Below are 22,032 nucleotides of genomic sequence, written 5' to 3' on the forward strand. Positions count from 1 at the left end.
AAGATTATGAAAGGCTTGATTGCTATTGGTGCCGCAGGTTTACTTTTGATAACGGGTTCAGCAAATGCGCTCTCTGTAGATGCACAAATAGGAAAGCACAACACAAGCACATCCGTGGGAATGGGTGATAAAGGTGCCGGCCTGTCGCTGACGGGGAATTGGACCCGGAGTGATCATAATGGCCAGCTTGGTAGTTTAGGTTTGGGCTTCGGCCTGCCATTTGGGCCATTGGCAGTAAACGTTGGCGCAAAAGGGCTTTATTTATCGCCCAAAGATGGGAAAGATGGTGCGGCATTAGCTGTTGGTGCCGGCCTGAGTTGGGCGGTGACCTCTTCTTTATCTCTGTATGGCGAAGCCTACGGTTCACCATCAGGCTTAACGTCAGGAATGGATTCTTATACTGAGGCAGCAGGAGGGGCGCGTTATACGCTTTTCAAACCCCTGAGTGTTGATGTGGGTTACCGTGTGATTGACATACGGGGTAGTCATGGTAACCGCAGTAATAAGATTTCTGATGGTTTTTATGTCGGTGCGGGTTTGAGCTTTTAATTAAAAGAAAAAATGTGTCAAGGTTATCCGCATGATTGATGCGAATAACCTTCGACAGGATAAACTTATCCCACGTTTGGCAGCATGCCTGTCACAATGCTGAATTGAATGGCAATAACGGACAGCCCACACAGGAAAACAAAGACTAACGCGGGCTTACCCCCTTTGACACGATAACCTGCCTGATTTTCTTCACGGCTGCGCCAAACCAGCAGGCAAGGCAATAACAGCGCAAGAATGGAGAGCGCAACCGCTGCAAAGGTTAATGCCATAACAAAATTAGGGTAATACAGTGCACACAGCAAAGGGGGAACAAACGTCATCAACCCGGTTTGCAAACGCCCTTTGACATTATTGCGGCGTTTAAAAAGGTCAGCAAGGTAATCAAATAACCCCAAAGACACACCGAGGAATGAGGTCGCTAGCGCCAGATCGGCAAACAGATGAACGGCAAGCTCAACCTTAGGTGAAGCAACCACTTCCCTGACTGCCTGCAATAGTCCATTCAGGCCAGATTGTTGGGCAAGAATACCGACAAATGTATGTGAAGAAAGCGCCCCAAGCGTCACCAATTGCCACAGGATGTAAGCAAACAGTGGAATAGCACTACCGATGACAAAGATTTTCCGTAGCTTGTTGGTATCTCCGCCCATGTAGGCAACAATGCTTGGCACACTCCCATGAAATCCGAATGAAGTAAAGATCACGGGGATGGCCGACAGCACTAACCCTTGCTCAAGCGGCATGGAGATCAAGTTGATTTTATCAACATGCATCCACATGACGCCGAGGACAATCACCAGAAAAACGATTTTAGCGGTAAACAGCAGGCGGTTAATTAAATCGACAGATTGCGTTCCAATACAGACTACCCCACCGGCAATAAGGGTAAAAACGCCGATCCCGACAGAGACAGAAACCGGTTTATCCAACCAAGAAGAGAGGGACGTTGCCAGCAACTCTCCCGCGCCACTAATATAGGCCGTTGTCAGGGCATACATGAGGAAAAGCATACTGAAGCCCGTTAGCACCTGCCCGCCAAACCCAAGGTAACGTTTTGCGATAGTGCCTAACCCGGAATCAAACTGGTTATGTTGGTACACTTCCACGAGCAGGAGTGCGGTATAACTCATCAAAGCCCACAGGGAGACCAGCATAACAAATGTCGTCCCAAATCCCACACCTGCCGTTGCCAATGGCATGGCCAACATCCCTGCTCCAATCGTTGTTCCGGCAACGATAAAAATACTGCCAATAGTGCGATTTTTCACGCGATCCTCATGTCTGAATGGGTGAGAAAGAGTTATAAGACCAGCAGGTTAAATGATCGATTTATATCTGTCAAATCTATGATACATAGAGTGTAAATAAATAATTACACTCTTTCAGGTGACCTGCCTGAACCCAATAAGTTTCCATTTGTAACAGGAAAATACATGAATAACCAAGAGAGCAGAAGCATATTAAGTTAAAAAATAATCAGAAACTGCTTTGTGGAGTAACATAATTTATTCGTGTATCAAATAACGTTGTCGTTTGGAGAGGGGAATAGACGCGGGAATTTTGTAGGATATATAAAGTAAAAACCCGCTATCTCACCGAATGGTTACGGGAAATAACGGGTTCTTATATGGTGCCGGCTACCGGAGTCGAACTGGTGACCTACTGATTACAAGTCAGTTGCTCTACCAACTGAGCTAAGCCGGCGAAATATGGCGGAAGGATAGAGATTCGAACTCTAGGATGGTTTCCCATCGGCGGTTTTCAAGACCGCTGCCTTCGACCGCTCGGCCATCCTTCCATGGCGCGAGATTATGCCTATATCATTTTAATGTGTCTAGCCCCTTAAAGAAAAAAAAGGGTGTTTTTTTACTGTTTGCTTAATCTTCGATCTGCAATGGCCTTTTTATTTGCTAACCTGCTAATATTAAGCACAGCACGCAGGCTTATTTATTGACAGGTTGATGTTGCATTGACCAAAATATATTCATACTAAAGGCAACCATCCAAAGAATGTATAAACAACCACCTATCAAGCCCTCCGCTATTCCTCGTTTTTATGCGTTATTTGTGACTTTGCTTTTTACGTCTCTCTTTTTATTCGGGTATAACTATTTTGATATTTGGTTGATGGAGAAAAAATATGCTATCAGTAGCGTCACCGCTAAGATGAGATTGCAGATTAAAGATTATCGTTACCATGCAAATCATATCTTTGAACAGTCAAATACTCTGCCAATCTCCTCCCAGGAGAATATACCATTGTTTAAATTGCGTCCTGATGTCTACTGGCTAGAAAACCGCTATCAGTCCGTTGATGCAATTATTTTTGGTCAATATAACAATTCGAGTATTCAGCTTGCCCAATACCTGTCTGGCTATCTGAATATTCTCTGGGGAGCGCATAATGAATACTTGTCGATGTATTATCTCAATGGGCAGGATAATAATTTATTATTGATAACGACTCATCCGCTGCTAAAACCAGAAATCAGGTTTAAAGAGAGCTATCTGACCCTGACCCCTGAAACCAGACGTACTGAGATGTTGGATCAATCTTCCGCATTGGAGGAGAAAGAGAGCATTTCTCCCATCAATGTGTTGCGTGGTGAACATACTTATTTCTATACCTATAAAGCTGCATTTAATGCAGCAGGGCAATTGACCACCATTATTGCTTTTGATTTGCCCATTAATAACCTGTTGCCAGTTGATATATCACCAGCAAACTTTCGCCTGAATGCGATCAACTTACACGAGCCGGAAATTCCCGATAAAGTTGGGGTTTCATTAAACGGCTTTTGGTTGGAATTTTCTCAGCCTCTTAATATTATGCCGTATAAATTGGTTTATCAGGTGCCATTAAAGACACTGATTGTCGATTTGTTATCCAGGAATGTCTGGCTTTTGCTTTCAATATTGCTTTTCTTTCTGTTTTCTCTTAGCGGGTTGTTTTATATTCGCAGGCGATACATTGCACCAAATGCGGCTATGGATCATGAGCTGAAAATTAAGGATGTTCTAAATAATGATATTATCTCCAATATTCCTATTGGGATTGTGGTCTATGATTTTGACTCAAATCAGATAATACTGAGCAATAACATTGCAGAGCAATTGCTGCCTCATCTGGATTTGAATAAAGTGATGACGATGGCGCAACAACATCATGGTGTGATTCAGACATCCATTGATGAGGCGATTTATGAAGTAAAAATGTATAACAATAGCTTATTGCCAGAGAGTTACCTATTTTTGCTGCAAGACAAAGATCAGGAAGTCATGGCAAATAAACGCTTACAATTCGCTCATCGGGAATATGATAAAAGCATTCAGATCAGGCGCTCTATGCTTTCAAATATTAACAATGAAATAAAACACCCCATTAATAAAATTAATGATCTTGCCAATCAATTGAAGCAGTCATCACAAGATGAAAATGAGCAAAAGTTATTGGCTAAATTATTAGCTAAAACGGAATATATCACCGAATGGGTTGGCAATGTTTCATTACTTAATGAGGTGGAGCTGGGTGATTGGCAGCCGAAAAATGAGATATTTTCGCTATCTTCACGGTTGGAAGATATTCTGAAAGCCTCTTTGCCGATATTGAACGCCAAAGGTTTGAGAGTTTATTATCATTTTAATATTTCTCGTGAATCTTTATTTATTGGGGATGATATAGCACTAAGTAAAATTGTCACATTACTATTCAATTATGCAATGGCAATGACCAGTTATGGCAAAATATCGTTGATTGTTAACAGATCAGGTAAATATAACAATCATATTCAGATTGAGTTGATGGATAGTGGGGCGGGTTTAAGTGAGAAGGATTTAACCAGCTTACATTATCCTTTCTTGAACAAAACAGTAGAAGATAAGCACTCCACCAATTCTGGCATGAATTTTTATTTATGCAGTCAGTTGTGCAAAAGAATGGGGGGGAGCCTTGATATTAAGAGTAAGTTGGGGTTGGGAACCCATTATGTGATCAATCTTCCATTGTCGCAGCATGATGATGATAATAGTGAAACGCCCCTGCTTTTGGAAGGGATCACGGCTTTAATTGATATTAATAACCCTGAGATCAGCAAAATCATCCATACTTATCTCAATCATTATGGAGCAGCATACTTCGATAAAAGGAAAGAGAACCTTCCGGAAGAATACGATATTATACTGACGGACAGGCTGTACAAAGAGGAAAAACAGCACGAAGGGGAAAAACCAACTATATTATTAGTGGGGAGTTTAACTGGATTTAAGCAACTGAAAGCGGGATTGGTTCAGTGCAATTACAATCTTGTTGATGATATTATCAATGCAATATCGTTTCTAATCGAAGAAAATTTCAGTTTAGGCGAACCCAAAGAAAATTCTGCAATCTTTAAACCAGCATGTGATCGAGTTAAAGGTGTTGATTTACTTGAAAATATTGACAGTAACATTGGCGATATTCTCAAAAACTATCAAACTCAGTTGGCAGCCAGTGACTACAGGCAATTGTTTATAGAGACAGTACCTATGGATATTACTAGACTGTATACTGATGTAGAACGACATGATTTGATATCACTTTCGCAAACGGTACACCGCCTTAAGGGTGCGTTTGCTATGTTGGATTTAAACTTTCTTCGGTCATCATGTGAGGCGTTGGAAAAACACATAGCAGACAATAATGAAGTAGAAATTAAAAATAGCATCAGCCTCATTGATTCCTTTGTCACAAAGCTGTTGCAGCAAGGTAACCAATAATATGAATAACCTTAATGTCATTATTGCCGATGACCATCCCATTGTTTTGTTTGGCATCCGTAAATCACTTGAACAAATCGAGTGGATTAATGTGGTCGGTGAGTTTGAAAATTCAACTACGCTCATTAATAGTTTGCCACATATAGAAGCAGATGTTCTTATAACCGATTTGTCAATGCCTGGGGATAAATATGGTGATGGCATCACCCTGATAAAATATATTAAACGTCATTACCCCACTTTAGCTGTCATTGTCCTGACAATGAACAATAATCCGGCTATTTTAAGCGCGATACTTGAGCTTGATATTGAGGGAATAGTGTTAAAGCAAGGAGCACCAACAGATTTACCTAAAGCACTTGCTGCTTTGCAGAAGGGAAAACAATTTACGCCTGAAAGTGTTTCTAAGTTACTTGAAAAAGTCAATGCTAATGGATACGGAGATAAACGTTTATCGCCTAAAGAGAGCGAAGTCCTGCGTTTATTTGCTGATGGCCTGCTGGTTACTGATATTGCCAAAAAACTTAATCGCAGTATTAAGACGATCAGTAGTCAGAAGAAATCAGCAATGTTAAAACTGGGTGTCGATAACGATATCGCATTGCTTAATTATTTATCTTCTGTCACTATCGATAAAAATATTGGTAAATAACCAATGTATTATCTTTTTTAATGGAAAGTCGGTGGCAGTGGTTACCGATTTTCCATCATCCAATCTTCCATCATCCAATCTTCCATCATCTGATGAACGCCCAATAGTATATGGGTTTAAATATCACTGTATTTAATTAATGTTTCTTTTAAAATAGCCAGTGATACAGGTTTTGACAGGCAGTCATTCATTCCCACATTAGCACAACGTTGTTTTTCTTCTGCCAAGGCATTGGCAGTAATGCCAATAATGGGTTTGGTATAACCTTTATTCCTCAAATATTGGGAAAGTTCATATCCATCCATATTTGGCATATTGACATCCGTCAGAATAATATCTGTTGGGTTATTTTTCAGATATTCAATGGCATCAATACCATCATTAGCCATTGATGTATTGAATCCGATTGAATTTAATTGATCGACCAGCAAGTTTTGATTAATTGGGTGGTCATCAACAACCAATACTTTAATGGTGTTAAGGCGAATATCCGCTTGTATCGTTTTAGTTGCAATAGGGGTGGTTGATTCAGAAATGGCGGGTAAAAATAAAGTCTGTTCTGCCAGAAGATTATCCAGCATACTGTCTAACTCACTCAGTTCATAAGTGTTATATAGCCAATGATTCTCTCGAATTTGTGCTGGCGGGCCAGTATGCTTCTCTGATATTTCTATAAAATAATATGCAGAAACATTGGTTTTATTAGCTTTATCGCTAATAAGTATTTCCGTGCCATCTATTTTATTTTCGTTATTTTCGTTATTTTCGTTATAGAGAGCGACTTGGAAATATTTCTGCGTGAGAAAATTTTGTAAATATTTTTCCATAAAATCATTGCAAATGTCTAACAAAAGCCTCTTTTTTGTCCGCCGATTGGATAACGGTTTGGCATGATATTTTGCGCCATATAAGGGAAGACGAATAGAGAAGATACTGCCAACATATTTTTGTGAGACGAATTCGATATCACCGTCCATTAAATTGATCAGTTTTTCACAAATAGCCAATCCCAATCCTGTACCTTGTGAGGCGCTTTCTTTATTGGCACTGATTTGGAAGAAGGGTTCAAATAATTGAAATTGTAATTTATCGTCGATCCCAAGCCCGGTATCTTTAATGCTGATATACAGGTAATCATGCCTTGAGGATACTTCAATGACAACGCAACCCGATGCCGTGAATTTGATCGCATTATTCAGTAAATTAGAGATGATTTGTTGTAATCTGACAGGATCACTACGGATGATATCAGGAACATTTGGCTCAATATAACAGTATAAGCCCAAACCTTTTTTAACCACTAAGGGAAGATAGTTTGAAATCACATGCGATAGTATCTCTTTGCAACTGAAATCCTTGGGGTCAATTTTCAATTGCTTGGATTCTATCTTCGAGAAATCAAGGATATCACTGATAATTTTCAGTAATAGTAATGATGAATTATTCATTGTTGCCAGCAAGCGCGCCGATTCTGATGGCAATATATGAGATTGTACCAGCTCTAGGTTACCAATAATGCCATAGAGTGGTGTTCTTAATTCATGGCTGACGGTGGCAAGGAACATCGATTTTGCCTGATTGGCTTGTTCTGCCGCTGAAGCCATTTTCTGCAATGATTTTTCCATTTTTACTCGGGTGCTGACATCGATCAGGACACAAATTGCGACTTCTTCATTACGATAACGTGAGTGCACGAAACTAATTTGCAGGTGATTATTGTTGCTGGTGACAACATCAATATAGCTGCTGGTTTTATCGCAAATGATATCGACAATGCGTTTTTGATCTTCATACGTCAACATTCGAGTATAATTATGTGCTAACTCATTACTCAGAATGTTAATGCCATCACTGACCCTTAAAATACTGATCCCTACAGGGGCAGAGGCGACAATTTTATGGTTAAACTGTTCATGCTCTTCAAGGCGGATGGCGTTTTCTTCTGCGGGAGAAAACATTTTACGTTCAAACAGCCAAACAAAAAAGATAATCGCGATCGCGGAAATAATATTCAAAATGATACTATTGATGACGCTGACTTTTAGTTCATCGTAAATATGTTTTAGCGGTATCGAATAGATAATGCGTAATGAAGAGGGTGATAAATTCCGCATTAATACCAAGCTGGTAAGGCTTTCATCGTAACCAAAATACATCGACTGCGAGTTGGGATTGATAAAGCGGGGTTTATTATTCGTTTTTATCGAAAATTGCAATTCGGGTTGGTTTGATTCGTTTAACATCATGACGGTGATAGGCCAATCTCTTCTTTGCAAAAAAGAGTCCAGCCTGATCGTTTTTTCGATGCCGATGATCCCAGTCATGTGCCCATTAATATAAATCGGCGAAAAAACATAAAGATTACCGCCATCTGCTTTGGGATTAGGCTGGATCCAGAACAGCGTTCGTTCATTGTTTTGCTTTCTCATGCTGATCAACCTACGGGTGTTCTCGTCGATCATTTTTTTTAGTGCTTCAGGCTCTGTGATGTTGTGATGAGGGAAAAAACTCACCATACATTTACTTTGTACTCCAATGAAAAATGCCTGATTTACGCTACGTATAGCGGCAATATGGTCTCGCCAAAATGCAATCAATTGATCTAATGCGTATAAATTATTATTTGCCGTTTTACGTAATAGTTCACAATCGGAATTCTCATTCAGAGGAATGTACGAGAGAATGTCGTTATTATGCGGTAAAATTGTTTGTTTTTTATCATTCTCCTGTGATAAACGTTTTTCCGCCATAAATTGAATGTCTCGCAGGATATTCGCGATATGTCGTATATGAGAAAAGGCTATATCGTAGTTGGTATTATATTCTTGACGAATATCTGATTTGAGTGCATTAAAAAGATTGGTTAAATAAAAACTGGTTAATAAGGCACCGAGCGCCCATAGCATAAAACCAAGCACCCGAAAAAGATAACGTGATATCTTTAATGACGTCCGAAAAGAAGATAGATATCTCAAAAGATCGCCTGATGAAATATATGATTAATAATAACTGCTTACAGCATATACTAGTGTAGCAGGGAATACAAAGCAGCATTTGCTTCTGGCTAATTCTTTGTCAAAAAATTGAACAAAAAAAGCAGGCATTTAACTGCCTGCTTCATTGCTGGTTATTTATGCAGTGACATCAGAGTAAGATAAGCAAACCATATTAATACCTCATCTTACTATTTATAGTCTGACTATTTTGAAGGTTGACTATACTTCTTCATCAGAAGGTGCCGCTACAGTGTCATCTTCATCTTCATCATCTGGTTCAGCCACGCGCTGCAAGCCAACCACTTTTTCATTTTCGGTTGTGCGGATCAGGGTAACACCTTGCGTATTACGGCCAACAACACTGACCTCAGAAACGCGGGTTCGTACCAATGTTCCTGCGTTAGTAATCATCATGATTTGATCAGTCGGTTCTACCTGAATGGCACCGATCACATTGCCATTACGTTCGCTGACTTTGATGGAAATGACCCCTTGGGTCGCGCGGGATTTTGTCGGATATTCGTTTTCGGCAGTACGCTTACCATAACCATTCTCAGTGACGGTCAGGATTTCTCCTTCCCCACGAGGAATGATCAAGGAAACCACTTTATCGCCTTCACCGAGTTTGATACCACGAACCCCAGTTGCGGTGCGGCCCATTGCACGCACACCTTTTACGCGAACAGTGCCATCTTCCAGCGTATCTTCCTCTTCTTCGAGGAAACGAACGACTTTACCCTGTGCAGAGAACAGCATGACTTCATTGCTGCCATCAGTCAGGTCAACACCGATTAACTCATCCCCTTCATTCAGGTTGACGGCGATGATACCGGCACTGCGTGGACGACTGAATTCGCTGAGTTTGGTTTTCTTCACAATCCCACTGGCGGTTGCCATGAAGATATTCAGCCCATCTTCATATTCACGCACAGGCAAAATGGCGGTAATACGTTCGCTCTGATCCAATGGCAGAAGGTTAACAATTGGGCGACCACGGGCACCACGGCTCGCTTCCGGCAACTGATATACCTTCATCCAATACAGCTTGCCCTTATTTGAGAAGCAGAGGATAGTGTCGTGGGTATTGGCTACCAGTAAACGCTCAATGAAATCTTCTTCTTTGGTCCGTGCGGCTGATTTGCCCTTGCCGCCCCGACGCTGAGCTTCGTAATCGGACAGTGGCTGATATTTGACATAGCCCTGATGGGACAGCGTGACAACCACATCTTCCTGATTAATCAGGTCTTCAATATTGATATCTGCTGAATTCTCAGTCAGTTCAGTCCGGCGGGCATCGTTATACTGCTCTTTGATAACCAGAAGCTCTTCACGAATGACTTCCATCAAACGTTCTGGGTTTTCTAAAATGAACAGCAGTTCAGCGATAGCTTTCAGCAGTTCACGATACTCATCAAGCAGTTTTTCATGCTCAAGTCCGGTCAGTTTTTGCAGACGCAGATCCAAAATAGCCTGTGCTTGCTGTTCGGTCAGGTAATATTTACCGTCATGGATACCGTACTGTGGTTCCAGCCATTCAGGACGGGCAGCATCGTCACCGGCTTGTTCCAGCATGGAAGCAACATTGCCTAACTGCCAGGCTTGAGAAATCAAACTGGCTTTCGCTTCAGCAGGCGTGGAAGCGCGGCGGATCAATTCGATAACCGGATCGATGTTCACCAAGGCAATAGCCAATGCTTCAAGGATATGGGCGCGGTCGCGAGCTTTACGCAGTTCAAAAATTGTCCGGCGGGTAACTACTTCACGGCGGTGGCAAACAAACGCAGAAAGAATTTCTTTCAGATTAAGTAGCTTAGGTTGTCCCTGATGCAGGGCAACCATGTTGATGCCAAATGAAACCTGTAATTGCGTCAGTGAATACAGGTTATTCAGGACAACTTCACCAACGGCATCACGTTTTACTTCGATAACGATGCGCATTCCATCTTTATCGGATTCGTCACGCAGTGCACTGATCCCTTCAATGCGCTTCTCTTTTACCAGTTCAGCCATTTTTTCGATCAGCCGGGCTTTATTGACCTGATAAGGGATTTCACTGACGATGATGGTTTCGCGGCCATTTTTCTCATCAGTTTCAATTTCTGCGTGGGCGCGGATGTAAATCTTACCACGACCTGTGCGATAGGCTTCCTGAATACCACGGCGTCCGTTGATAATCGCCGCCGTAGGGAAGTCCGGGCCTGGGATATGTTCCATCAGGCCTTCAATGCTGATGTTTTCATCATCAATATAGGCCAGGCAGCCGTCGATCACCTCAGATAAGTTATGAGGAGGAATGTTGGTTGCCATACCGACCGCAATCCCTGATGAACCATTCACCAGTAAATTAGGAATACGGGTTGGCATTACCTCGGGGATTTGCTCTGTGCCATCATAGTTGGGCACAAAGTCGACAGTTTCTTTTTCCAAGTCTGCCAGCAATTCATGGGCAATTTTTGCCATGCGTACTTCGGTGTAACGCATCGCTGCCGCAGAATCGCCATCTACTGACCCAAAGTTCCCCTGACCGTCAACCAGCATATAGCGCATGGAGAATGGTTGTGCCAGACGAACAATCGTGTCATAAACAGCGCTGTCACCGTGTGGATGGTATTTACCGATAACATCCCCAACAACGCGGGCAGATTTTTTATAAGGTTTATTCCAATCATTTCCCAATACATTCATCGCGAAAAGCACGCGGCGGTGTACAGGCTTCAGTCCGTCCCGAACATCCGGCAGTGCGCGTCCAACAATAACGGACATCGCATAATCCAGATACGAGCTTTTCAGCTCTTCTTCGATATTGACCGGTGTGATTTCTCTGGCAATGTCGCTCATGGAGCCACTGTCCCTCATACTCCGAATTCAAAGGCTTAAATTATACCACAAATTGACAGTTTTATAAAAACCGGATGCGGGTATTTCAAGATTAAGGCATGTATAATAGTTTTCTGTCACACATCCCCATAATACTGTTACATTTTCTGTGAACCAGTTTGCTGTGAACCAGTTTTCTGTGAAGCAGTGCCTAGGAGCGATATTGCTGATGAACGTCAAAACTCCCGATTCACCCATTCCATCCCATGCCAATGTGGATCAGCAGGAAATCGAAAAATTTGAAGCCGTTGCTTCCCGTTGGTGGGATCTTGACGGTGAATTCAAGCCATTGCACCGCATCAATCCACTGCGTTTGAACTACATTTTGCAACATGCTGACGGCCTTTTTGGTAAAAAAGTGCTGGATGTTGGATGTGGTGGCGGCATTTTGTCAGAAAGCATGGCGCGTGAAGGTGCGGAAGTGACGGGGTTGGATATGGGGTTTGAACCCCTGCAAGTTGCCCGTTTGCATGCTTTGGAATCCGGTATTCCCGTTTCTTATGTTCAGGAAACGGTAGAAAATCTCGCAGAACAGCACCAACACGCCTATGATGTTGTGACTTGTCTGGAGATGCTTGAGCATGTGCCCGATCCTGAGTCTGTGGTTCATGCCTGTGCCAAACTCGTAAAACCCGGTGGTCATGTTTTCTTTTCAACGATTAACCGGAACCGGAAAGCCTGGTTGATGGCGGTTGTTGGTGCTGAATATATCCTGAACATGGTGCCAAAAGGCACGCATGATGCGAAAAAGTTTATCCGTCCTTCTGAACTGATAAGTTGGGTCGATAAGACCACGCTGAAAGAACAACATATTATTGGTTTACATTACAATCCGTTAACAGACAAATTTCGACTTGGGCATAATGTAGACGTGAATTATATGCTGCATACCCGATCTGTCTGACAAAGGTCGCTAAGGGATTAATAAAACGGCAACTAGATATTATTTTTAAGATTTTATTTTCCCTGTTTCGCCGATAGCCTTATGAAAGTAACACCAAGTAACTACGCAGGTTATCGGCTTTTTGCCAAAATTAATCCTCAAGTTATCCACAAAACTTCTCGACTTTGTGCACTTGATAAAATCGGAAAATAACATTATCTTGTTATTACCGTTTTAATTTCCCACTATATATTGTGTTTCTTGTCATCTTGTAGTAGCAGCTTGTGCAGTAGCGACTTGTATTAAACAGTAGTGAATTGAGCTAACTAAGCCCCCAACTGGCCCACAGCCATTTTGGGTGCATCGTGCTGCCAAGAGGTCGATGAAAACGAATATCGGTGAGATACGAAAAGAGAGAAGGTGTATTTTCCCATGAACCAGAGTCTGCTAGTTACCAAACGTGATGGACATAAAGAACAAATTGATCTTGATAAAATTCACCGGGTTGTTGCCTGGGCTGCCGAAGGTCTGAAAAATGTCTCAGTATCACAAGTAGAACTGCGTTCCCAGATTCAATTTTACGATGGCATCAAAACCTCCGATATCCATGAAACCATGATCAAAGCTGCGGCTGACTTGATCTCCGGTGATGCGCCTGATTATCAGTATCTGGCGGCACGTCTGGCGATCTTCCATCTGCGCAAAAAAGCCTATGGTCAGTTTGAACCGCCTGCGCTGTATGATCATGTTGCAAAAATGGTTAATTTGGGTAAATACGACAAACATTTGCTGGAAGACTATTCCCAAGAGGAATTCGAGCAAATGGATAGTTTTATTGATCATTTGCGTGATATGGATTTCTCCTATGCGGCGGTCAAGCAATTGGAAGGGAAGTATTTAGTCCAAAACCGTGTGACTGGCGAGATTTACGAGAGTGCTCAGTTCCTCTATATGCTGGTTGCTGCATGCCTGTTTTCCACTTATCCAAAAGAAACACGCCTGGACTATATCCGTCGTTTCTATGATGCGATTTCCACCTTTAAAATTTCGCTGCCAACGCCAATCATGGCGGGGGTTCGTACACCAACACGCCAATTCAGCTCCTGTGTTCTGATCGAGTGTGGTGACAGCCTGGATTCTATCAATGCGACATCTAGTGCGATTGTTAAATATGTTTCCCAGCGTGCCGGCATTGGCGTAAACGCAGGTCGTATCCGTGCATTGGGTAGCCCAATCCGTGGTGGTGAAGCGTTCCACACGGGTTGTATCCCATTCTACAAACATTTCCAGACTGCGGTGAAATCCTGTTCTCAGGGCGGTGTTCGTGGCGGAGCAGCAACGCTGTTCTATCCACTGTGGCACCTGGAAGTCGAAAGCCTGCTGGTACTGAAAAACAACCGTGGTGTTGAAGGCAACCGTGTCCGCCACATGGACTACGGCGTACAGGTTAATAAACTGATGTATGAGCGCCTGATTAAAGGTGCCGACATCTCTCTGTTCAGCCCGTCTGATGTGCCGGGATTGTATGATGCCTTCTTTGCGGATCAGGATGAGTTCGAGCGTCTGTATACTCAGTATGAAAATGACAGCAATATCCGTAAGGAACGCATCAAAGCGGTTGAATTGTTCTCACTGATGATGCAGGAGCGTGCTTCAACGGGGCGTATTTATATCCAGAACGTTGACCACTGTAATACTCACAGCCCGTTTGATCCGGCTATTGCACCTGTTCGCCAATCGAATCTGTGCCTGGAAATTGCACTGCCAACTAAGCCATTGAACGATATTAACGATGAAAATGGTGAAATTGCGCTGTGTACATTGTCTGCTTTCAACTTGGGTACTATCGGAAGCCTGACCGAATTGGAAGAATTGGCTGAATTGGCCGTTCGCGCGCTGGATTCCTTGCTGGATTATCAAGATTATCCCATTCTCGCCGCCAAACAAGGCTCCATGGGACGTCGAACTCTGGGTATTGGCGTCATTAACTTCGCTTATTACTTGGCGAAACACGGTGTACGTTATTCAGATAGTAGCGCGAATAATCTGACTCATAAAACGTTTGAAGCTATTCAGTACTACCTGTTAAAAGCCTCAAACGAGCTGGCGAAAGAGAAGGGTGCTTGTCCGTGGTTTAATGAAACCACTTATGCACAAGGCATTTTGCCGATTGATACTTACAAAAAGACTCTGGACACACTGACCAGCGAACCTTTGCACATGGATTGGGAAGCACTGCGCCGTGACATTCAACAATACGGCTTGCGTAACTCAACCCTGTCAGCATTGATGCCATCAGAGACTTCTTCGCAGATCTCTAATGCGACCAACGGCATTGAGCCACCACGAGGTTATATCAGTGTAAAAGCCTCCAAGGACGGTATCCTGCGTCAAGTTGTACCCGATTACGATCTTCTGAAAGGCGCTTACGAGCTGCTGTGGCAAATGCCAAGCAACGATGGCTACCTACAGTTGGTCGGGATCATGCAGAAATTTATCGATCAGTCGATTTCTGCCAATACTAACTATGATCCGGCGCGTTTCCCTAATGGCAAGGTTCCGATGAACCAATTGCTGAAAGATTTACTGCTCGCTTATAAATATGGTGTGAAAACATTGTATTACCACAACACCCGTGATGGAGCAGAAGACGTTCAGGGTGATCTGGAAGAAGTTGTTGAGTCAGCGGATTCCGATTGTGAAGGCGGCGCGTGTAAGATTTAATTTGAGGAAACTATGTCCTATTCCACTTTTTCGCAAGTAAAAAATGATCAGCTACAAGAACCGATGTTTTTCGGTCAGTCTGTTAATGTGGCGCGTTTTGACCAGCAAAAATATCCTATTTTTGAGAAATTGATTGAAAAACAACTCTCCTTCTTCTGGCGTCCAGAAGAAGTGGATGTTTCCCGTGATCGCATTGACTACAACGCACTGCCGGATCATGAAAAGCACATTTTCATCAGCAACCTAAAATACCAGACGCTGTTGGATTCCATTCAGGGCCGTAGCCCGAATGTGGCTTTTCTGCCATTGATTTCCATTCCAGAATTGGAAACTTGGGTTGAAACGTGGTCGTTTTCAGAAACGATCCATTCGCGTTCTTACACGCACATTATCCGTAACATCGTGAACGATCCTGCTGTCGTATTTGATGATATTGTGGAAAACGAACAGATTTTGAAACGCGCCAAAGACATTTCCGCGTATTACGATGATCTGATCGAAATGACCAATTATTATCACCTGTTGGGTGAAGGAACGCATGATGTTGCCGGCAAAGCTGTCACCATTAATCTGCGTGAATTGAAAAAGCAGCTTTACTTGTGCTTGATGAGCGTTAATGCGCTGGAGGCCATCCGCTTCTATGTCAGTTTTGCATGTTCATTTGCTTTTGCAGAACGTGAATTGATGGAAGGTAACGCCAAAATCATCAAACTGATTGCTCGTGATGAAGCCCTGCATTTAACGGGAACGCAGCACATGTTGAATCTGTTGCGCTCTGGTCAGGATGACCCTGAAATGGCGGAAATTGCCCAAGAGTGTGAACAACAGTGCTACGAACTGTTCGTACAGGCAGCAGAGCAGGAAAAAGAGTGGGCTGATTACTTGTTTAAAGATGGCTCCATGATTGGCCTGAACAAAGAGATTCTGTGTCAGTATGTCGAATATATCACCAATATTCGTATGCAGGCCGTTGGCTTGAAGTTGCCATTTGAAACCCGCTCTAACCCGATCCCATGGATCAATGCGTGGCTGGTTTCTGATAATGTTCAAGTGGCTCCACAGGAAGTCGAAGTCAGTTCTTACTTGGTTGGTCAGATTGATTCGGAAGTCAATACTGAGGATCTCAGCGGTTTCGAACTCTGATATGGCTGATTATAAAGTTACCCTGCCGTCACGGCAGGGTTTATACATCCATTATTCTTCAAGTTCCCACGGTAATTTGTTGGAAGCACTGGAGCACGGTAAAGTTCAGCTTGAATATCAATGCCGGCAGGGGTATTGCGGTTCTTGTCGTGTTCGTCTGGTGAAAGGCAAGGTAGGATATCCGTGTAAGCCATTGGCGTTTGTCAATGAGGGGGAAATTTTACCCTGTAGCTGTTATCCACTGACAGATATTGAAATAGAGCCTTAATTTTCCATAAGTGAGTACAGTTTTATTCGCAAGTAAGGCACATTTTTTATTTTCAGCTTGCTGCCTTGTTATTCATGTTTGGCTATAAAATTACCCGTAAAATCAGTGTGTCACTGATAAAGCCACACCATTAAAAATAAAAAATCAAAGTAATAAGAAAGACACTTATTCGACAAGTGTTTCTTTATCCGATGGATATCGATCATATCCAAATATGCCCGTTGATTTATTATAGCTTGATACAAAATAGGTTTTTTAGCGGTGATTAAACGTTTATCATGTTGCATGATAAAAAATGAAGGAGAACAATGATGTATAAAATTGATTATAATTCATATCGTTCCACCAAAAGTTTTAACAGGCGCTCCCGCTTTTTAGTTATGCACTATACTGCCTTGAATTTTGAAAAATCTGTTCAGGCATTGACCGGAGAGTTTGTCAGTGCTCATTACCTCGTTCCAAACCCAGACGATCCAACGTATCGGGCTGCTGGATTTGATAAAATTCACATATTCAATTTGGTTGATGAACTTGAAAGAGCTTGGCATGCAGGAATAAGTTATTGGGCTGGACGAGAAGGGTTGAATGATACATCCATTGGTATTGAGATTGTGAATGAGGCCAGTGATGATAATGGCGTTTTCACTTTCCCTCCTTATCACCCTGACCAAATCGCTGCGCTCAAAGAGCTCGCTATCAATATCTTACAACGTTACCCAGATATTCAACCGACCCATGTTGTAGGGCATTCAGATATTTCATGGCAAAGAAAAACCGACCCAGGCTCTTATTTTCCGTGGAAAGAATTATATGATGCGGGAATTGGAGCATGGTATGACGAAGAAACTAAGCAAAAATATATTGTACAATTTGACCATCGTTTACCTGATATTGCCGATATTTTAAAAAAATTCAAACGCTATGGTTATGACGTGACTGGCGCAGAAAAAGAAGAAAATTTTCAATTTTTAATTAAAGCATTTCAAATGCACTTCCGTTCTTCATATTATGACGGCGTGCCAGATATTGAAACCATTGCCATTTTATATGCTTTGGTTGAAAAATATTTTGATAGTAAATCCTAATTTTTGATGAAACTTATTCTATCGATCTCAGGTTGTAGCTTAATAGTTGGGTTGCAACCTGAGATGGAAAAATAATTAAATTATATATTCTGTCTGTGGTTATGCAGCAATCACACGGGTATGATTAATGCAGTGAGCTATAATTTTGTAAAGATATACAAAATATAAAATACCAAATGTAATAAAAGAGAGAATCGCCCAAAGGACAACATACCCGATGATTTGGACTAAATTGAGCTCACAATTTAGTTTGCCGATAATTTGCCCACTATCTCGGTCGATAACATGCGTTTTGTTAATGATAAAACGTGTCATATAGTAGGGAAACACAAAGGCACCTAGCCCTAATGTAAATAAAATAATCAGGAACCAGATAATAAGATGAAAAATAATCTCAAGTGTTCCTAATTCTGATTTTAACTTTAGCCGGCTAAAATCCATTAAATCCATAGCGTTCTCCCGATGTTTAAGTAACCCGATGTTTAAATAAGATGTTTAAATAAATAGTAAAAGCCAGTTCTTTTTTTGAACTGGCTCATCGTTATATGCTGTGGCAGAACTTACATAAAACGAGTTGCTGATAACCGGATAACAACGCAGTGTACATTTGAGAGGAAAGATTTTACAGATTTCATGATGATTTCCTTTGGGGGTTATAAATTGTGATTTACTTCACGAAAATCTAAATTCTGAGGCAAATTTTATGCTCAAAACAAAAAGAGTCAAGGTGTTTATTAAATAAATTTTTTAAAATTTAAAAAAATTTTGTAAAAATTCATAATATATTGAAATTTAATATTTTATTTTGCATTTGATTTTTTGTTGTGATCCCATTACCTCGTAACGATGGTCGCTTTATTGATTATTTCTTCGTCTATACTTGCTCTGTAGGCTGTTTTTTTAGACAAAAAATGAACGCTGGCATTCAATTTAGTGGTGGAGAAAATGAATGGAAATCAGTGAAACCGGTATTAATAAACTCAAAAGTTATGAGGGCTTGAGATTGAAAGCATATCCAGATCCTGCTACTGGCTCAGTACCATGGACAATTGGGTATGGCCATACAAAGGGGGTAAAGCCCGGACAAGTGATTACTGTGCAACAGGCTGAGGCATTTTTACGTCAAGATCTTATCCCTATTTATGGCGCCATTGAGCGATTAGTCAAAGTCCCTATAACCCAAGGGCAATTTGATGCTTTATGCTCATTTATTTTCAACTTGGGAATCGGTAATTTTACCCATTCAACATTGTTGAAAAAATTGAATGCAGGTGATTATCAAGGTGCAGCAGGGGAGTTTTTGAAATGGGATCGTGCCAATGGAAAAGAATTAACAGGTTTATGTATGCGAAGGGAATCTGAACAAAAAACATTTCTATCATAAGACAAGTATTAATGATGGTTTTTTAGGCTATCAGTGACGAAAAACAGAAGTCTATTTTCATCAAATTATCACTAATAGCCTAATTGAATAAATCTTTAACTCTCTGATGCAGCGTGTTGTAATACAACACGATAACCATCAATATCTTCAAACGTTTTTCCACTTTTATCCCAATAAGGATTATAAGAAGGAACGAGGATAAATCCAGCATGTTGCATTGATTTTACTTGCTCTTGCCATTCAAATTCATCTTCTATATAAAATACTAATAAATTATCTTTAGTTGGGGCCTTGCCAACATATGTATTGTGATGGTGAGTAAATTCAAGATGCCAGGAATGGTTAGGATGCCCGAGCATAATACCATCAAAATTATCGTGATCTTTGAATTCACCTAATATAATGAAGTTCAAACCATGACAATACATTTCGGCAATTTTATTAAGATTGTCTGTTGGTCTGGCCATTCTAAGAATAGTTGATTTTTTCATATCTTTCTATGTGTAGGGTTGAGGCGGAAAATATATCTTATCCGGAAATATTTTAATTTTTTAGCTAAAAGTGCTGGCGAATAACCAGCACTTTTTATGCTAAGCGGACATTTATAAATAATATATTAAATTGATTAAAATATTATTTAATATCGGCGTCAATAACTTGATAAAAAGCATTGTCAGTATCAGCAATTGTCCACACACCGAGAATAACATGATACCCTGAGCGCTCAGGAACATCACAATTTATAGAGACTACTTTGTCTGGTTTTTTACCATGGTCAAAATGCTCACAGAAGGGTTTTAAATCAAATTGAGCGCGTGTTAGAGGCTTATTTGGATCCCAATCAGGTTTGGTAATAAAGAATTGCCATGAAGTGGTACTGTGCCTGGCTGTTATTGTCCATTTAAATTGGTTTATTCCTTTATTGATAGTGACATGATGCCAGCGACCCGCGCTTTGTTCATTAAGTTGTTTGAATTGACTAACACCACCACTGGCAATTTGGCCATCTGGTGGCCCTCCTTGAGGAAAGCCTTTGGGACCTTCAACCGATTGTGGTTCATACATGATAGACCCACAGTTTTTATTAATACCTTTTTGGCATAAAAGTGCTCTGCTTGGTGGTGTATCGATATATCCATGATTCGAATTTGGTTCAGCTATACTAGAAAATGGGATCGTCCCAAAGGCTGTTAATCCCGCTAAAAGTAATGACTTTTTCATATTCATAATGAATTTCCTATTTTTCCATACTTGACTGTAAAATAAGTGAAATTACCTTTTTTGTTATAATGTTAATTAAATGATGAAGTTTAATTTACTGACAATGGAAATACGCAGAAATATTTATAACAAATTTAGTTAATTATAAATACTTAATTTATGATAGAGGTGTGCCAGAAAAATATTATTGAGAGAGATCATTCTCGTTGATTTTGATACGGTTACGGAAGATAGGAAAAATTCTGTTTGAGGGTGTTTTTAACAACAAAAATCCCTCCCTGAATTCAGGGAGGGGAAGAGCGAAATAAGAAGCAAATGAGGGTGTACTAAACAAGTAGGATTTAGAGTACACATAAACAAAGTAGACCAAAATGGGAGAATATGCAATAAACCAACCTTAAACAATCCCCCTGCCGAACGTAAAGTCACCCAACGTCAACGTCAACGCCAGCAGGAAGCTGGTTTGATCAAAATAGAATTATTGGTGGATAACCAAGAGTTGACGAGTCTGAAATGCAACTGTGATAAGTACGGGGAATCACTGCCTGCTGGAATACACGGGATGGCATGAGCTGAAATTAACACTATAACTTGTTATTTCTGGAGTATCGTGGTACTTGAAGATTGTATCTGCCAAGTATAAAAAGTAGCGTTGAGTGCAGGAGGAAGTATGGGACAGTATCGGCACACGATTTCCAATATTATGGCAATGACTGATGATGAGGTGATTCAGAAAACAACTGAGGTAAATTTTCATCAGGAGAAGCGATTTCATTATTTCTTAGATAAACCAAAACATAAAGTTGGATATAGGCTCAATATTGTGGGGCATACCTCTCCAGTGGGCCAGGAAATATTATTTGTGGGATCATGTCAGTATAATCCTGGAATGAATTTGAATGATTTTTGCGAAACAATCAAAGCATTATTAACTGATATAAAAAACAGAGGGCAAAATATCCAAAGTGTCAGAATAGTAGCTTGTCACTCTGGAACAAATGGGCTTGCGCAAGCACTCGCTAATCATATCAATATGCCAGTGAAAGGTTCGTTAGGGGGAACAAGAATATGTTTAACGACAGAATATCGTCCAATGTCCAATATATCCCGTTATTTTATTGATAAAGGGGGTGATCGTAGTCACTCTTCCCAAGAGGAGAGGGACAGGCAAGAGAGACATGATCCACACTATGGGATGTATCGTTGGTATAATCCTCAAATTCAGAGTTTAGATTCAGACAGCGAATTTGGTGAATTTGTTAATCAACTAGCCCAAAGACCTCAGCCTTCAGATTCAGGCAGAGAGTTTGATGAATTTGTTAATCAACGAGTCCAAAGACTTCAGCGTTCAGATTCAGGCAGGGAATTTGATGAATTTGTTAATCAACGAACCCAAAGGCTTCAGCGTTCAGATTCAAGTAGAGAATTTGATGTGTTTGTTAGTCAACGAATACCAAGAAAAAATTGTCGGTAGCGTAACAGGCTGCAAACC

General features: G+C 41.1%; 16 protein-coding genes and 2 tRNA genes. 10 read left to right on the forward strand and 8 right to left on the reverse strand.

Going from position 1 to position 22,032, the window contains the following annotated elements; genetic code table 11:
• Positions 1–6 precede the first annotated feature (6 nt).
• Positions 7–549, forward strand: a complete 543-nt coding sequence (locus PSI17_RS02420; protein WP_273550429.1) for a YfaZ family outer membrane protein — start codon at positions 7–9, stop codon at positions 547–549.
• A 65-nt stretch (positions 550–614) separates the two neighbouring features.
• Here PSI17_RS02420 and tyrP read toward each other — a convergent pair whose 3' ends face one another.
• The 3 genes from tyrP to PSI17_RS02435 form a co-directional block, all read right to left on the reverse strand.
• Complete coding sequence (gene tyrP, locus PSI17_RS02425) at positions 615–1,760, reverse strand: tyrosine transporter TyrP (protein WP_443255990.1); 1,146 nt, start codon at positions 1,758–1,760, stop codon at positions 615–617.
• Between the two features lie 420 nt (positions 1,761–2,180).
• Positions 2,181–2,256, reverse strand: a tRNA-Thr gene (locus PSI17_RS02430).
• Positions 2,257–2,262: 6 nt separating this feature from the next.
• Positions 2,263–2,350, reverse strand: a tRNA-Ser gene (locus PSI17_RS02435).
• A gap of 212 nt (positions 2,351–2,562) precedes the next feature.
• Between PSI17_RS02435 and rcsD the strand changes: the two genes are divergently transcribed.
• Both rcsD and rcsB read left to right on the forward strand, forming a co-directional pair.
• Positions 2,563–5,307 carry a phosphotransferase RcsD gene (rcsD, locus tag PSI17_RS02440; protein ID WP_273550431.1) on the forward strand — a complete coding sequence of 915 codons (2,745 nt, stop codon included), beginning with the start codon at positions 2,563–2,565 and terminating at the stop codon, positions 5,305–5,307.
• A gap of 1 nt (position 5,308) precedes the next feature.
• Positions 5,309–5,959: a response regulator transcription factor RcsB gene (gene rcsB / locus PSI17_RS02445; protein WP_273550432.1), complete on the forward strand. Its 651-nt coding sequence runs from the start codon at positions 5,309–5,311 to the stop codon at positions 5,957–5,959.
• Between the two features lie 116 nt (positions 5,960–6,075).
• Here rcsB and rcsC read toward each other — a convergent pair whose 3' ends face one another.
• Both rcsC and gyrA read right to left on the reverse strand, forming a co-directional pair.
• Complete coding sequence (gene rcsC / locus PSI17_RS02450) at positions 6,076–8,934, reverse strand: two-component system sensor histidine kinase RcsC (protein WP_273550433.1); 2,859 nt, start codon at positions 8,932–8,934, stop codon at positions 6,076–6,078.
• Between the two features lie 240 nt (positions 8,935–9,174).
• Complete coding sequence (gene gyrA, locus PSI17_RS02455; protein ID WP_273550434.1) at positions 9,175–11,793, reverse strand: DNA topoisomerase (ATP-hydrolyzing) subunit A; 2,619 nt, start codon at positions 11,791–11,793, stop codon at positions 9,175–9,177.
• A 208-nt stretch (positions 11,794–12,001) separates the two neighbouring features.
• Here gyrA and ubiG point away from each other — a divergent pair, with 208 nt between their 5' ends.
• From ubiG to PSI17_RS02480, 5 genes are all read left to right on the forward strand, one after another.
• Positions 12,002–12,736: a bifunctional 2-polyprenyl-6-hydroxyphenol methylase/3-demethylubiquinol 3-O-methyltransferase UbiG gene (gene ubiG, locus PSI17_RS02460; protein WP_273550435.1), complete on the forward strand. Its 735-nt coding sequence runs from the start codon at positions 12,002–12,004 to the stop codon at positions 12,734–12,736.
• Positions 12,737–13,147: 411 nt separating this feature from the next.
• On the forward strand, positions 13,148–15,439 hold the full coding sequence (nrdA, locus tag PSI17_RS02465; protein WP_273550436.1) for a class 1a ribonucleoside-diphosphate reductase subunit alpha: 2,292 nt from the start codon (positions 13,148–13,150) through the stop codon (positions 15,437–15,439).
• A 12-nt stretch (positions 15,440–15,451) separates the two neighbouring features.
• On the forward strand, positions 15,452–16,582 hold the full coding sequence (gene nrdB / locus PSI17_RS02470) for a class Ia ribonucleoside-diphosphate reductase subunit beta (protein WP_273550437.1): 1,131 nt from the start codon (positions 15,452–15,454) through the stop codon (positions 16,580–16,582).
• A 1-nt stretch (position 16,583) separates the two neighbouring features.
• The gene (yfaE, locus tag PSI17_RS02475) at positions 16,584–16,850 is read left to right on the forward strand and encodes a class I ribonucleotide reductase maintenance protein YfaE (protein ID WP_273550438.1); all 267 of its coding nucleotides are present in this window, start codon (positions 16,584–16,586) and stop codon (positions 16,848–16,850) included.
• Positions 16,851–17,161: 311 nt separating this feature from the next.
• Entirely contained in the window at positions 17,162–17,935 is a 774-nt protein-coding gene (locus tag PSI17_RS02480; RefSeq protein WP_273550439.1) for an N-acetylmuramoyl-L-alanine amidase, read from the forward strand.
• 99 nt (positions 17,936–18,034) lie between these two features.
• Here the strand turns inward: PSI17_RS02480 and PSI17_RS02485 are convergent, their stop codons facing one another.
• The gene (locus tag PSI17_RS02485) at positions 18,035–18,385 is read right to left on the reverse strand and encodes a DUF6693 family protein (protein WP_273550440.1); all 351 of its coding nucleotides are present in this window, start codon (positions 18,383–18,385) and stop codon (positions 18,035–18,037) included.
• A gap of 499 nt (positions 18,386–18,884) precedes the next feature.
• On the opposite strand from PSI17_RS02485, the gene PSI17_RS02490 reads away from it, so the two are divergent.
• Positions 18,885–19,319, forward strand: coding sequence for a lysozyme (locus tag PSI17_RS02490; protein ID WP_273550441.1), 435 nt, complete (start codon positions 18,885–18,887; stop codon positions 19,317–19,319).
• Between the two features lie 95 nt (positions 19,320–19,414).
• Here the strand turns inward: PSI17_RS02490 and PSI17_RS02495 are convergent, their stop codons facing one another.
• Both PSI17_RS02495 and PSI17_RS02500 read right to left on the reverse strand, forming a co-directional pair.
• The gene (locus PSI17_RS02495; protein WP_273550442.1) at positions 19,415–19,810 is read right to left on the reverse strand and encodes a VOC family protein; all 396 of its coding nucleotides are present in this window, start codon (positions 19,808–19,810) and stop codon (positions 19,415–19,417) included.
• A gap of 142 nt (positions 19,811–19,952) precedes the next feature.
• Positions 19,953–20,546: a lytic polysaccharide monooxygenase gene (locus PSI17_RS02500; protein WP_443255991.1), complete on the reverse strand. Its 594-nt coding sequence runs from the start codon at positions 20,544–20,546 to the stop codon at positions 19,953–19,955.
• Between the two features lie 664 nt (positions 20,547–21,210).
• Between PSI17_RS02500 and PSI17_RS02505 the strand changes: the two genes are divergently transcribed.
• On the forward strand, positions 21,211–22,014 hold the full coding sequence (locus PSI17_RS02505; protein ID WP_273550443.1) for a hypothetical protein: 804 nt from the start codon (positions 21,211–21,213) through the stop codon (positions 22,012–22,014).
• The last annotated feature ends 18 nt before the right edge of the window (positions 22,015–22,032 follow it).

The sequence above is a fragment of the Xenorhabdus sp. IM139775 genome (assembly GCF_028598745.1).
Taxonomy (GTDB): Bacteria; Pseudomonadota; Gammaproteobacteria; order Enterobacterales; family Enterobacteriaceae; genus Xenorhabdus.

Excerpts from the sequence above, each read along its gene's own strand:
- PSI17_RS02420 (WP_273550429.1), top strand. The coding sequence starts at position 7 with ATGAAAGGCTTGATTGCTATTGGTGCCGCAGGTTTACTTTTGATAACG.
- tyrP (WP_443255990.1), bottom strand. The coding sequence starts at position 1,760 with ATGTTGGCCATGCCATTGGCAACGGCAGGTGTGGGATTTGGGACGACA.
- rcsD (WP_273550431.1), top strand. The coding sequence starts at position 2,563 with ATGTATAAACAACCACCTATCAAGCCCTCCGCTATTCCTCGTTTTTAT.
- rcsB (WP_273550432.1), top strand. The coding sequence starts at position 5,309 with ATGAATAACCTTAATGTCATTATTGCCGATGACCATCCCATTGTTTTG.
- gyrA (WP_273550434.1), bottom strand. The coding sequence starts at position 11,793 with ATGAGCGACATTGCCAGAGAAATCACACCGGTCAATATCGAAGAAGAG.
- ubiG (WP_273550435.1), top strand. The coding sequence starts at position 12,002 with ATGAACGTCAAAACTCCCGATTCACCCATTCCATCCCATGCCAATGTG.
- nrdA (WP_273550436.1), top strand. The coding sequence starts at position 13,148 with ATGAACCAGAGTCTGCTAGTTACCAAACGTGATGGACATAAAGAACAA.
- nrdB (WP_273550437.1), top strand. The coding sequence starts at position 15,452 with ATGTCCTATTCCACTTTTTCGCAAGTAAAAAATGATCAGCTACAAGAA.
- yfaE (WP_273550438.1), top strand. The coding sequence starts at position 16,584 with ATGGCTGATTATAAAGTTACCCTGCCGTCACGGCAGGGTTTATACATC.
- PSI17_RS02480 (WP_273550439.1), top strand. The coding sequence starts at position 17,162 with ATGTATAAAATTGATTATAATTCATATCGTTCCACCAAAAGTTTTAAC.
- PSI17_RS02485 (WP_273550440.1), bottom strand. The coding sequence starts at position 18,385 with ATGGATTTAATGGATTTTAGCCGGCTAAAGTTAAAATCAGAATTAGGA.
- PSI17_RS02490 (WP_273550441.1), top strand. The coding sequence starts at position 18,885 with ATGGAAATCAGTGAAACCGGTATTAATAAACTCAAAAGTTATGAGGGC.
- PSI17_RS02495 (WP_273550442.1), bottom strand. The coding sequence starts at position 19,810 with ATGAAAAAATCAACTATTCTTAGAATGGCCAGACCAACAGACAATCTT.
- PSI17_RS02500 (WP_443255991.1), bottom strand. The coding sequence starts at position 20,546 with ATGAATATGAAAAAGTCATTACTTTTAGCGGGATTAACAGCCTTTGGG.
- PSI17_RS02505 (WP_273550443.1), top strand. The coding sequence starts at position 21,211 with ATGGGACAGTATCGGCACACGATTTCCAATATTATGGCAATGACTGAT.